General features: G+C 62.9%; 8 protein-coding genes. 4 read left to right on the top strand and 4 right to left on the bottom strand.

Annotated features, from left to right (window positions below):
* Position 1 precedes the first annotated feature (1 nt).
* Entirely contained in the window at positions 2-2,077 is a 2,076-nt protein-coding gene (locus Q8L50_RS15100; protein ID WP_305349457.1) for a M3 family metallopeptidase, read from the bottom strand.
* Positions 2,078-2,165: 88 nt separating this feature from the next.
* Positions 2,166-2,642, bottom strand: coding sequence for a YhbY family RNA-binding protein (locus tag Q8L50_RS15095; RefSeq protein ID WP_305349456.1), 477 nt, complete (start codon positions 2,640-2,642; stop codon positions 2,166-2,168).
* A 32-nt stretch (positions 2,643-2,674) separates the two neighbouring features.
* Between Q8L50_RS15095 and Q8L50_RS15090 the strand changes: the two genes are divergently transcribed.
* The 4 genes from Q8L50_RS15090 to glmM all read left to right on the top strand — a co-directional run bounded on the left by Q8L50_RS15090 (position 2,675) and on the right by glmM (position 7,763).
* A complete protein-coding gene (locus Q8L50_RS15090) occupies positions 2,675-3,352 on the top strand; it encodes an RlmE family RNA methyltransferase (protein ID WP_305349455.1) in 678 nt (225 codons plus the stop codon).
* 133 nt (positions 3,353-3,485) lie between these two features.
* Positions 3,486-5,405 carry an ATP-dependent zinc metalloprotease FtsH gene (ftsH, locus tag Q8L50_RS15085; protein WP_305349454.1) on the top strand — a complete coding sequence of 640 codons (1,920 nt, stop codon included), beginning with the start codon at positions 3,486-3,488 and terminating at the stop codon, positions 5,403-5,405.
* Between the two features lie 80 nt (positions 5,406-5,485).
* The gene (gene folP / locus Q8L50_RS15080; protein ID WP_305349504.1) at positions 5,486-6,355 is read left to right on the top strand and encodes a dihydropteroate synthase; all 870 of its coding nucleotides are present in this window, start codon (positions 5,486-5,488) and stop codon (positions 6,353-6,355) included.
* 73 nt (positions 6,356-6,428) lie between these two features.
* The gene (gene glmM / locus Q8L50_RS15075; RefSeq protein WP_305349453.1) at positions 6,429-7,763 is read left to right on the top strand and encodes a phosphoglucosamine mutase; all 1,335 of its coding nucleotides are present in this window, start codon (positions 6,429-6,431) and stop codon (positions 7,761-7,763) included.
* Positions 7,764-8,099: 336 nt separating this feature from the next.
* On the opposite strand, the gene Q8L50_RS15070 is transcribed toward glmM, so the two are convergent.
* Both Q8L50_RS15070 and Q8L50_RS15065 read right to left on the bottom strand, forming a co-directional pair.
* Positions 8,100-9,521 carry an efflux transporter outer membrane subunit gene (locus Q8L50_RS15070; RefSeq protein WP_305349452.1) on the bottom strand — a complete coding sequence of 474 codons (1,422 nt, stop codon included), beginning with the start codon at positions 9,519-9,521 and terminating at the stop codon, positions 8,100-8,102.
* Positions 9,522-9,529: 8 nt separating this feature from the next.
* Positions 9,530-12,775: an efflux RND transporter permease subunit gene (locus tag Q8L50_RS15065; protein WP_305349451.1), complete on the bottom strand. Its 3,246-nt coding sequence runs from the start codon at positions 12,773-12,775 to the stop codon at positions 9,530-9,532.
* Positions 12,776-13,286 lie beyond the last annotated feature (511 nt).

Raw genomic sequence — 13,286 nt, 5'->3', positions numbered from 1 at the left:
GTCACGCCATGCCCTGGTGCCGCAACAGGGCATCGATGGAAGGCTCGCGACCACGGAAGGCCTTGAACGATTCCATCGCGGGCCGGCTACCGCCAGCTTCCAGGATGGCCTGACGGTATTTTTTACCTGTTTCCAGACTAACGGGGCCGGGGCCCTCGTCGGCATCGGTGTTTATACCTGTTGCCGTATCGGCCTGTGCGCTTTCCTCAAAGGCGGCGTAGGCATCTGCCGAGAGGACTTCCGCCCATTTGTAGCTGTAGTAGCCGGCTGCGTAGCCGCCAGAAAAAATGTGACTGAATGTATGTGCGGTGCGGCTGTAGGGGGGTGGCGTGATCACGGCGTAGTCCTGGCGCACACCGTCGAGCAGGGCCATCACATCGCCACCTGGCTGCCAGTCGGTGTGCAGCAACATGTCAAACAGCGAAAACTCGATCTGTCGCAGCGTCTGCATGCCGCTCTGGAAGTTTTTGGCGGCCAGCATCTTGTCAAACAGCGGGCGCGGCAGGGGCTCACCGCTGTCCACATGGGCGGTCATATGTTTGAGGACATCCCACTCCCAACAGAAGTTCTCCATGAACTGGCTGGGCAGTTCGACCGCATCCCACTCGACGCCGCTGATGCCCGAAACATCGCGCTCGTTGATGCGCGTCAGCATGTGGTGCAGGCCGTGGCCAAACTCATGGAACAAGGTGGTCACGTCGTCGTGCGTCAGCAGCGCAGGCTTGCCGCCTACGCCGTCGGCAAAATTGCAGACCAGGTGCGCGACCGGGGTTTGCAACTGGCCAGTGTCGGGGCGCAGCCATCGCGCGCGTACGTCGTCCATCCAGGCGCCGCCGCGTTTGCCGGTACGCGCCGGGCGGTCCAGGTAAAACTGCCCGACCAGTTGGCCGTCGCGTTCTATCCGGTAAAACTCCACGCCCGCATTCCACACGGGAGCGCTGTCGGGCCGGATCGCCACTTCAAACAGGGTTTCCACAATCTTGAACAGACCGGCCAGCACTTTGGGTGCGGTGAAGTACTGCTTGACCTCCTGCTCGCTGAAGGCGTAGCGCGCTTCCTTGAGTTTTTCGCCGATGTAAGCGTAGTCCCAGGGCTGGGGATTTGTCAGGCCCAGCTTTTCGGCCGCAAAGGTGCGCAGATCGGCCACGTCTTTCAGGCCGTAAGGTCTGGCGCGCTGGCCCAGATCGCGCAGGAAGCGGATGACCTGGTCCGGCGAGTCGGCCATCTTGGCAACCACCGACACCTCGCCAAAGTTGCGGTAGCCCAGCAACTGGGCTTCTTCCCGCCGCAGCGCCAGAATTTCCTGCATCACCGCGCTGTTGTCAAAACGGCTGAACTCGGCGGGCGCCTGGTCGCTGGCGCGAGTGCTGTAGGCCCGGTACAGGGTTTCGCGCAGGACTGAGCTATCTGCAAACTGCATGACCGGCAGGTAGCTGGGCATTTTTAGCGTGAGTTTGTAGCCTTGTTGGCCCTCGGCTTCGGCCTGCGCGCGTGCGGTTTCCAGCACGTCGCCGGGCACGCCTGCCAGGTCGGCATCGGTGGCGTAGTAGGCATAGGCGTCGGTGGCGTCGAGTGCGTTTTCGCTGAACTTCTGGCTCAGTTCGGCTTGCCGCTCCTGGATGGCCGCAAAACGCTCCTTCGCGGCACCCGTCAGCTCGGCACCCGAGAGCACAAAGTTGCGCACCGCATTTTTGTGCGCCTGGCGCTGCTCGGCATTCAGGCTGGCGTCATCCATCGCCTTGTATTTGGCGTAAAGCCGTTCGTCAGCACCCAAGCGGGTCCAGAACTCGGTCACGCGGGGCAGGGCCGCGTTGTAGGCGGCGCGTAACTCGGGGGTATCGGCCACGCCGTTGAGGTGGCTGACCGCGCCCCAGGAGCGGCTCAGGCGCTCGGTGGCCACATCCAGTACACGCGCCACATCGCCCCAGTTGGCCGGAAAATCCGCTGCCGTGACGTGTTCCAGCGCTGCTTGCGCCTGGTCCAGCAACACGTCCATCGCCGGTGCTACGTGGGCAGGCGTGATGCGGTCAAACAGGGGAAGATCGGAAAAATCGAGGAGCGGGTTGTCGGTGGTCATGGCAATCAGCTGTGGGCGGTGGCATCAGATCTAAAGGGGCAAACAGGACATGACGTGCCAAATACTGGCGCCTGGCTGCGGCAGGGGTTCAGTCCTGCGCGCGTTTTTTCACGCTTTGCAGCCTAGGCTTTTTGGCGCGTTTGACGCTGCCGCCTGGCGTCAGGCGCTGGTTGCCCAGCACGCGCAGGGTTTTGACCTCGGGGCGCTGGCCGTAGCGGCTGCTGTTTTTCAGCACCTTCACATCGCGTGGCCCGGGCATGCGGTCCTCGTTGACCTTCTTGACTTTCTCGGGCATGGGACGCCAGAGCACCAGCAGCTTGCCAATGTGCTGGATGGGTGCGGCGCCCAGTTCCCCGGTGAGGGACTGGAACATTGCTTCCCGGCCGGGGCGGTCGTCCGACTGAACACGCACCTTGATCAGGCCATGCGCGTTGAGTGCGGCGTCGATTTCCTTTTTGACGGCGTCGGTCAGGCCGTCCGATCCGACCATGACCACCGGGTCCAGGTGGTGGGCCTCGGCGCGGTGGTCTTTGCGTTGGGCAGGGGTAAGTAGTATTTGAGCCATGCCCCGATTATCGGTGAGAGGACAATAGGCGCATGAAAGTAAAAACCCAAAGCAAAAAGGTCAATAAGGCGTGGCTCAACGACCACGTCAACGATACCTACGTCAAGCTGGCCCAGCGGGAGGGTTACCGGGCGCGGGCAGCCTACAAACTCAAGGAGATCGACGACACGTTCGGGCTGATCCGCCCCGGCGATTGTGTGGTCGACCTGGGCAGCGTTCCGGGTGCCTGGAGCCAGTATGCGCGGCGTAAACTGTCGCCAGCGGGTGCCGCAGCCGGCGCGCTGAACGGCCGCATTGTGGCGCTGGACATCCTGCCGATGGTGCCGGTGGAGGGCGTGGTGTTTATCCAGGGCGATTTCCGCGAGCCCGAGGTGCTTCAAATTCTGGAGCAGACCCTGGCCGCCGACCAAGGGTTTACCAAGGTGGATGTGGTGATTTCCGACATGGCGCCGAACCTGTCCGGCATTGAGTCGGCTGATGCCGCGCGTATTGCCCATCTGGTCGAGCTGGCGGTGGATTTTTCGCTGTTGCACCTCAAACCCGAGGGGGCGCTGGTGGTCAAACTGTTTCATGGCGGGGCCTACAGCCCGCTGGTCAAGCTGTTCAAGGAGACCTTCAAAGTGGTCAAACCCTTCAAACCCAAGGCCTCACGCTCTGAGTCGTCAGAAACCTTTCTGATCGGCATGGGTCTGAAGAAAAGCCCCGCCTGAGCTTGCTGAAACGCAACAAATACCGCAATCCCGCTTCAAACCAAGGGATGTCCCCGGACGCACAGACGGTTTTTACCCTTGAAACGCCTAAAATCAGGCGCATGTGCGTTTTGTTCCCCCAACGGAGTCATCCTTGAACAATCAGTGGTTTTCCAAAATTGCAATCTGGCTGGTGATCGCCATGGTGCTGTTTACCGTTTTCAAGCAATTTGATACACGCGGCGGCGCTGGTAGCAACTACCTTGGATATTCCGAATTTCTTGACGAGGTCAAGGGTAAACGCATCAAGTCCGCGACCATTGCGGAGGGCCAGGGCGGCACCGAAATTTCGGCCGTCACGACCGATGACCGCCGTATCCGCACCACGGCTACTTACCTGGACCGCGGCCTGGTCGGCGACCTGATCGCCAACGACGTCAAGTTTGATGTCAAGCCACGTGAAGAAGGCTCGCTCCTGATGACCCTGCTGGTCAGCTGGGGTCCCATGCTGCTGCTGATCGGCGTCTGGATCTATTTCATGCGCCAGATGCAGGGCGGCGGCAAGGGCGGGGCGTTCAGCTTCGGCAAGTCCAAGGCCCGCATGCTCGACGAGTCCACCAATACCGTGACCTTTGCCGACGTTGCCGGTTGCGACGAGGCCAAGGAAGAGGTCAAGGAAGTGGTCGATTTCCTGAAGGACCCGCAAAAGTTCCAGAAACTTGGCGGCCGTATTCCGCGCGGTTTGCTGCTGGTCGGCCCACCGGGCACTGGCAAGACGCTGCTCGCCAAAGGCATTGCCGGCGAAGCCAAGGTACCTTTCTTCTCGATTTCCGGTTCTGACTTCGTCGAAATGTTTGTCGGCGTCGGCGCAGCCCGCGTGCGCGACATGTTCGACAACGCCAAGAAAAACGCGCCCTGCATCATCTTCATCGACGAGATTGACGCCGTCGGACGCCAGCGCGGCGCTGGGCTGGGTGGTGGCAACGACGAGCGTGAGCAAACCCTGAACCAGATGCTGGTTGAGATGGACGGCTTTGAGACCAATGTCGGCGTGATTGTGGTGGCCGCCACCAACCGCCCCGACATTCTGGACTCTGCCCTGCTGCGCCCCGGCCGTTTTGACCGCCAGGTCTATGTCACGCTGCCCGATATCCGGGGTCGTGAGCAGATCCTCAACGTGCACATGCGCAAGGTGCCGCTGGGTCAGGACGTCAACGCCAGCGTGATTGCACGCGGCACACCTGGCATGTCTGGCGCCGACCTGGCCAATCTGTGCAACGAAGCCGCCCTGATGGCCGCGCGCCGCAACGCGCGTACCGTGGAAATGCAGGACTTCGAAAAAGCCAAAGACAAAATCCTGATGGGCCCTGAGCGCAAGAGCATGGTCATGCCCGAGTCAGAACGACGCAATACGGCCTATCACGAGTCCGGCCACGCGCTGCTGGGCAAGATGCTGCCCAAATGCGACCCGGTGCACAAGGTCACCATCATTCCGCGCGGCCGCGCCCTGGGCGTGACCATGAGCCTGCCGGCTCAAGACCGCTACAGCTACGACCGCGAGTACATGCTGAGCCAGATCAGCATGTTGTTTGGTGGCCGCATTGCCGAAGAAGTCTTCATGAACCAGATGACCACCGGCGCCAGCAACGACTTCGAGCGCGCTACGGCGCTGGCGCGGGACATGGTCACGCGTTACGGCATGAGCGAGGCATTGGGCCCCATGGTGTACGCTGAAAACGAAGGCGAAGTGTTTCTGGGCCGTTCAGTAACCAAAACCAACAACATGAGCGAGTCGACCCTGAAAAAGGTGGATGAGGAAGTTCGTCGCATCATTGATCTGCAATACGCCGAGGCGCGCAAGCTGATTGAGGACAACCAGGAAAAAATCCACGCCATGGCCAAGGCCTTGCTGGAGTGGGAAACCATAGACGGCGACCAGCTTGACGATATCATCGCCGGTCGCGAGCCGCGCCCGCCCAAAGACTGGACACCGCGCAACTCCTCGGTAGGCGGCGGCGGACCGAGCGGCGGTACACCGGCGGTCAGCACTGATCCGGCGCCCACGGTGGCCTGAGGATATTCAGCCGCCAATGATCAGACAACCGGGGCGTGACCCCGGTTTTTCTTTGCCCCGTCAACAAGGACACTCTCAACGTGATCTGGCAAACCTCGCGCTTTCAAATCAGTCTTGAGCAGCCCCGGGTGATGGGCATCGTCAATGTCACGCCAGACTCTTTTTCCGATGGGGGCAAGTTTTTTTCTCCCGGCAGCGGGCAGCGCGCCGCATTTGCGCACTGCGATCAGCTTCTCAAGGACGGCGCCGACATTCTCGACATAGGAGGGGAGTCCAGCCGCCCCGGTGCGCCGCCCGTGCCCTTGGACGAAGAGCTGGCCAGGGTGCTGCCCGTGGTGCGCCATGCGGTCCGTCTCGGTGTGCCAGTCTCGGTGGATACCTGCAAACCTGATGTCATGGCTGCGGTGCTGGATCTGGGCGCCGACATCATCAACGACATCTGGGCGCTGCGCCAGCCGGCTGCTGCTGCTGTGGTGGCTGCGCACCCCGCATGCGGCGTGTGCCTGATGCACATGCACCGCGAACCGCAGACCATGCAGGTCGCACCCATGCAAGGTGATGTCGTGTCCCCCGTGCTGGCCTTTCTGGCCGGCAGGGCCAGCGAGTTGAGGGCTATGGGCGTGGCGGCCAACCGCATCGTGCTTGATCCCGGTATTGGATTTGGCAAGACGGTCGCGCAGAACTTCGAACTGCTGGCGCGTCAGCGCGAGTTGCTCGCTCCCGGTTATCCACTGCTGGCTGGCTGGTCGCGCAAGTCCTCGCTGGCTGCGGTCACAGCGACCTCGCTGGCCAGTGCAGCCCAGCTCGACGTTACCGACCGCATGGTACCCAGCGTCATGGCCGCAGTGCTCGCCGTGGACCGCGGTGCGCGCCTTGTGCGTGTGCACGATGTCAGGGAAACCGTTCAGGCACTCAAGGTGTGGTCGGCAGCGTTCGCAGTGCCGTCCTGAACCGCCGGCGCGCTTTAAAATTGGGGTCTGCGGTCGCTCACCAACTGACAGTCGATTCGTTCAAGGGACAACAATGACAAGAAAATACTTCGGCACCGACGGCATTCGCGGCACGGTGGGGCAGGCGCCGATCACCCCTGATTTTGTGCTGCGCCTGGCCCACGCGGTTGGCCGGGTGCTCAAGAAAACCGAGGCACGTCCGACAGTGCTGATCGGCAAGGACACCCGGATTTCCGGCTACATGCTGGAGAGTGCGCTCGAGTCGGGTTTCAACTCCGCCGGAGTCGATGTCGTGCTGCTCGGCCCACTGCCTACACCCGGCGTGGCCTACCTGACGCGCACCCAACGTGCCAGCCTGGGCGTGGTGATCAGCGCCAGCCACAATGCCTTTGCCGACAACGGCATCAAGTTTTTCAGTGCTCAGGGCGCCAAGCTGCCGGATGCGTGGGAGCAGGAAGTTGAAGTTGAACTGGAGCGGGCGCCGGTTTGGGCCGATTCGCCCAACCTCGGCAAAACACGCCGGCTCGATGACGCGGCGGGTCGCTACATCGAGTTCTGCAAAAGCACCTTTGCCCATGATCTGACGCTCAAGGGCATGAAGCTTGTGGTCGATGCCGCGCACGGTGCGGCCTACCACATCGCCCCCGAGGTTTTTCATGAACTGGGCGCCGAGGTCATCGCCATCGGTTGTTCGCCCGACGGCCTGAACATCAACGATGGCGTGGGTGCCACCCATCCCGAAGCCCTGATCAAGGCCGTCAAAGCCTACGACGCGGACTACGGCGTGGCACTCGACGGCGACGCCGATCGCCTGCAGCTGGTGGATGCCCAGGGGCGCTTGTTCAATGGCGACGAAGTGCTGTACCTGATGGTGGCCGAGCGCCTGGCGCGCGGTGAAAAAGTCCCCGGGGCCGTGGGCACGCTGATGACCAACATGGCCGTTGAAGTGGCGTTCAAAGCCCGGGGTGTGGAATTTGTCCGGGCCAAGGTGGGCGACCGTTATGTGCTGGAAGAGCTTGAAAAGCGCGGCTGGTTGCTGGGCGGCGAAGGTTCCGGGCATTTGCTGGCGCTGGATAAACACACGACCGGTGATGGCCTGATCAGCGCGCTGCAGGTGTTGCAGGCCTGTGTGCGCAGCGGCAAAAGTCTGGCGCAGTTGCTGGCTGACGTGACGCTGTTTCCCCAGACGCTGATCAATGTGCGCCTGCAACCGGGACAGGACTGGGCTGGCAGCAAGCTGCTGGCGTCAGAAACTGAGGCCGTGAATGCAGAGCTCGGTAACAGCGGCCGGGTGCTGATTCGCGCCAGTGGCACCGAGCCGCTGCTGCGGGTGATGGTGGAGGCGCGGGATGCGGGGCAGGCGCTGGGGTGTGCTGAGAGGTTGGTGGCTGCGGTCAAAGCTTCTTGAAGTCTCCGCTGTCTGGTTGTCATCCCGGACTTGATCCGGGGGCCATGTTTGCTGACTACTCACGTTGTTCTCGCTGTCATGGTGTGCCGACACGCCGGGGGTTGCCCGGCGGCAAGTAACTTTCTTTTGGGTACTTTTCTTTGGCGACGCAAAGAAAAGTGCCTCGCCCGCCGGGGCGAGACCCGGCTTGCAGGCAGACCACCTGCCTTCGCGTCAAAGAAGATTTCTGGCCCGCCGCGCATCGCGAGTCAGGCGGTGCTAATTCAGGCATTAATTCGGCCTCCAGCCCTTATCCGACAAGCACAAGCAGCTATAAAAATAGTAGCAAATAAAGGCTTACTCCACAGCCTGCCAACCCCCACCCAGCGACTGGATCAAGGCCACGGCCGTGGTCTGCCGGTCCGCCATCGCCTGCACCAGTGCGCGGCGGGCGCTCAGAGCTGTAGCCTGGGCGGTGATGACTTCGGTGAAGCCAACCTGACCCGCGCGGTAGCGGTTCAACACCTGCTGCTCGACCTGGTCTGCGGCTTCAGACGCCTGGCGGCGCAACTCCTGCTGCACCAGCAACACACGGGTGGCCGCCAGCTGGTCTTCGACATCGGCAAATGCCACCAGCACGGTTTGCCGGTAGCGCGCCACCGCCTGCTCGTGCGACGCACGTGCACCATCGACGCGCGCTGTGGTCGCCCCCGCGTCAAACAGCACCTGCGCTGCCGACAGGCCCAGCGACCAGAGCATGCTGGGCGCCGAGAACAGGTCGGCCACCCGGGCGGCGCTGGTACCTGTCGAGGCGCCCAGCGACAGGCTGGGGTAATAAGCACTTTTGGCAATGCCGATCTGCTCGTTGGCTGCCGCCACGCGGCGCTCTGCGGCGGCAATATCGGGCCGACGTTGCAGCAAGGTGGACGGCAGGCCCAGCGGTATGTCGGGCACCGCCGGCTTCCAGGCCACCGGCGGCAGCGAGAAGTTGCCCGGCGCCTCGCCCACCAGCACGGCAATCGCATGCTCCAGCTGGGCGCGCTGGCGCACCAGCCCGGCGTTGTCGGCCTTGGCATTGGCCAGCTGGGTTTGCGCCTGCAACACATCGGTCTTGGCGACGATGCCTGCGGTGTAGCGGTTTTGCGTGATCTCAAAGGCGCGCTGAAAACCCTCCAGGGTGGTTTCAAGCAAGGCTTTTTGCGCGTCGGTCTGGCGCAGCGCAAAGTAGTTGGCAGCGAGTTCGCCCTGGGCAGATAGTTTGGCAGAGGCCAGATCGGCTGCGCTGGCTTGCGCGCCGGCTGACGCGCCGTCCACCGCCCGGCTCAGGCGGCCCCAGACGTCGGGCTCCCAGCTGCCGCCTATGCTGAGCTGGTAGTTGTTGCCGACGCGCCCGCTGGCGCCGGTGGTGGTGTTGCCACTGCTGCGGGAGCGCGAGGCGCCCCCGTCCAGCGCGACCGAAGGAAACAGCGAAGCGCGTTGCTGGCGCACCAGCGCGCGGGCCTGAGTGTAGGCCGCGACGGCGGCGGCGACGTTCTGGTTGGACACTTCCACACGCGCCGCCAGCTGGTCCAGCAGCGGGTCGCCAAAAAGTTGCCACCACGGGCCACGCTCCAGCGCGTCGGCGGGCGCTGCCGGCACCCAGCCCTGGGCTTCCTTAAAGCTGCTGACATCGGGGGTGCTGGGCCGCTGATACTCAGGTCCCACGGCGCAGCCGGTGATCAAAGCGGTCAACATGACCTGAGTGATGGCCAGCAGGCAAGTGGAGAGTCTGTGTCGCATGGCGGGCCTCATTGCAGTTGCAGTGGCGCACCCGGGGGTGGCGCAGGGAAGTCGTCGGTATGGCGGCCCAGCTGGTGTTCTGTGGCACCGCGCCGCCGCAGCTTGTCCATCAGCACATAGACGACCGGCGTGGTCAGCAGCGTCAGCAACTGGCTGGCAATCAGCCCGCCTATGATGGAGATGCCCAGCGGCCGACGCAGCTCTGCGCCCTCGCCAAAACCAATCGCCAGCGGCAGCGCGCCCAATATCGCGGCCAGCGTGGTCATCAGGATGGGCCGAAAGCGCAGCAGACAGGCTTCGCGCACGGCTTCCACCGCGGACAGGCCACGCGAACGTTCGGCCTCAATCGCAAAGTCGATGATCAGGATGGCGTTTTTCTTGACAATGCCAATCAGCAAAAAGACGCCGATCAGCGCAATGATGGAAAACTCCATCTTGAACATCAGCAGTGCCAGCACCGCACCCACACCCGCCGAGGGCAGGGTGGACAGCACCGTGATCGGGTGCACCAGGCTCTCATACAAAATGCCGAGCACGATGTAGATCACGATCAGCGCAGCCAGAATCAGCAGCGGTTGCTCGTTTTGCGACTGCTGCGCACTCAGCGCGGTGCCGGCAAAGCTGCCCCGCACATTGGCCGGCAGGCGAATCTCGGCTTCGGCCTGTTTGACGGCTGCCTGCGCCTCGCCCAGTGGCACACCTTCGGCCAGGTTGAAAGACACCGTGGTTGAAAGTTCACCGTCTTCATGGCTGACCGAAGCGGCTGTCGGGTTCTCGCTAAAGCTGGCTATGGCCGAGAGCGGCACCATGGTAGTTGCTGCCGAGCTCAACGCCTGCCCTGCCGACGGGTCGCGCAGACCGGGGTTGGCCACGCTGCTCGCAGCCGTGGGCGCTGCCGCCGCCAGCGTCGTGCCGCTGCCGCCGCGCGCCGGCACGTAAATGTCTTTGAGTGACTCGGGGCTGCGGGTAAAACGCGGCGCCACTTCCATGATCACCTTGTACTGGTTCAGGTCGGCATAAATCGTGGCCACCTGGCGCTGACCAAAACCGTTGTACAGCGCGTTGTCCACATCGCGGGAGCTGATGCCCAGGCGCGCCGCACTGTCCTTGTCCACCGTGACCATGGTCTCCACACCGTTTTCCTGCTGGTCGGTATCGACATCGGTCAGCGCGGGCTGCAGCTTCATCTGCTCGGCCAGCCGAACCGCCCAGATTTTCAGGTCCGCTGTCGAATCACTTTTGAGGGTGTACTGGTAGGTCGAGTTGCTTTGCCGCCCGCCGCCGCGCAGGTCTTGTACCGGGTTCAAAAAAAGCGTCACGCCAGTGATCTGCGCCAGCTGTGGCCGGAGCCGCGCAATCACCGCCTGGCCGGCTTCGGTGCGCTCGGCCACCGGCTTGAGGTTGATGAACATGAAGCCGCCGCCGGCACGTGAGCCACCGGTAAAACCCACCACCGTGTCCACCGCGGGGTCATTGCGGATGATGTCCACCAGCGCCTTGAGCTTGCCTTGCAGAGCCTGAAAAGAAATACTCCGGTCGGCGCGTATGCCGCCGCTGATCTGGCCGGTGTCTTGCTGCGGAAAATAACCTTTCGGTATCTTCACAAACAGGTAAACATTCAAGCCAATGACGGCCAGCAGGATGAGCATCACCAGCGCCTTGCTGCCCAGCGCCCAGTCCAGGCTGTGTTCATATCCGCGTTGCACCGCCTTGAAGGTGCGCTCCAGCCACCGGGCCACGCGCCCCTGCGGCTTGTTGCTGCCATGTGGCTTGAGTAGCCAGGCGCACATCATCGGGGTGGTGGTCAGCGATATCACCAGTGAGATCAACACCGCCGCCGACAGCGTGACCGCAAACTCGCGAAACAGCCGCCCGGTCTGCCCGCCCATGAAGAGCAGCGGGATAAACACCGCCACCAGCGACAGGCTGATGGACAACACGGTAAAGCCGACTTCGCGTGCGCCCAGCAGCGCGGCCTTGAAACGGTCCATGCCCGCTTCAATATGGCGGCTGGTGTTTTCCAGCACCACAATTGCATCGTCCACCACAAAGCCGGTGGCTACGGTCAGGGCCATCAGGCTCAGGTTGTTCAGCGAAAAGCCCAGCAGGTACATCACGCCAAAGGTGCCCAACAAGGACACCACCGTGGCCACCGCCGGAATCAGTGTGGCGCGCGCACTGCGCAGAAAGGCGCTGACCACCAGCACCACCAGAACAATCGATATCAGCAGCGTGATTTCAATTTCCTTGAGCGACGCACGTATCGAGTTGGTTCTGTCCGACGCCACCTGCAGCACCACGTCCTGCGGCAATTGGGCCTGCAGCTCGGGCAGCAGGGCTCGCACAGCATCGACGGTGGCAATCACATTTGCATCGGGCTGGCGCGTGACCAGCACAATCACTGCCGGCTCCCCGTTGAACAGGCCCAGGGTGTTGGTGTTTTCCACGCCATCGACCACCTCGGCCACATCGCTGAGGCGAATGGCTGCGTTGTTGCGCCAGGCCACCACCAGCTCGCGGTAGTCCGACGCCTTGCGCCCGCCACTGGCGGTGTTGGCGCCTGAATAAATCTGCAGCCGCTGGCCGTTGCCTTCAATCGCGCCCTTGGGTCGGTTGGCGTTGGAGGCCTGCAGCGCCGCCCGCACGTCCTCCATGCTGACACCGTAACGGTTCAGGGCAAACGGCAGCAGTTCCACCCGCACGGCGGGCAGCGAGCCGCCACCGAGCTCGACATCACCCACGCCCGGCACCTGCGCAATTTTTTGCTGCACCAGGTTCGACACCTCGTCGTAGATTTGTCCCGGCGAGCGGGTCTTGGATGTCAGCGCCAGGATGATCACCGGCGAAGCGGCGGGGTTCGCCTTGCGGTAAGTCGGGTTGCTGCGCAGCGTGGCTGGCAGGTCCGCGCGTGAGGCGTTGATGGCCGCCTGCACCTCTCGCGCGGCTGCATCAATCTTGCGGTTCAGGTCAAACTGCAGGCTGATGCGAGTCGAGCCCGCACCGCTGTTGGACGTCATTTCATTGACACCCGCAATGGTGCCTAGGCGCCGCTCCAGCGGCGTCGCCACACTGCTGGCCATGGTGGCGGGGCTGGCGCCGGGTAGTGATGCGCTCACCGAGATGGTGGGGAAATCGACCTGCGGCAGCGGCGAGACCGGCAGTACGAAGAAGGCGCCTAAGCCGGCGAGGGCCAGGCCTATGGTGAGGAGGACTGTGGCTACTGGGCGGCGGACGAACGGTTCGGAGAGGTTCATCTCTTTGCCTCCGCTGCTGCGGGCTTGAAGTTCTCTTTGATCCCGATTTTTTGGTTTGCCAGCAAGCCGGGTCTCGCCCCGGCGGGCGAGGCACTTTTCTTTGCGTCGCCAAAGAAAAGTACCCAAAAGAAAGGCGACCCGATGGTCTGGGACCCCTGCGCTGCGCTCCGGGGCAACCTGCGGTGCTCGCCGAAAACGGGGTCGAGCTCGAACTCGCTACGCTCAGACAATCGCTCGCCCTGATCCGTTTTCGGCTGCGCTCCTCGGCCCAGCCCGACGGGTGGTGTAATCGGGACCGGATTCGCCAGCGGGCTCCGGTGAGGACGCGCAAAGCGCGTCCTCACCTCCCCGAATCCGCTTCCTTCCCCACAGCCCGTTTGGCCGGGCCGAGCAGCGCAGATGGAGGCGGTGTCAAGGGCGGCAGTTGTTTGAGCGAAGCGAGTTCTGACGCCCCCCGCCGTAATCGAGCAGCGCAGGTTGCCCCGTAGCGGCAGCGAAGGGGTCCCGGACA

It is taken from the genome of Polaromonas sp., from assembly GCF_030680935.1.
In the GTDB taxonomy this organism is placed as follows: domain Bacteria; phylum Pseudomonadota; class Gammaproteobacteria; order Burkholderiales; family Burkholderiaceae_C; genus Polaromonas.
This window is presented reverse-complemented; position numbering and strand designations above follow the sequence as displayed.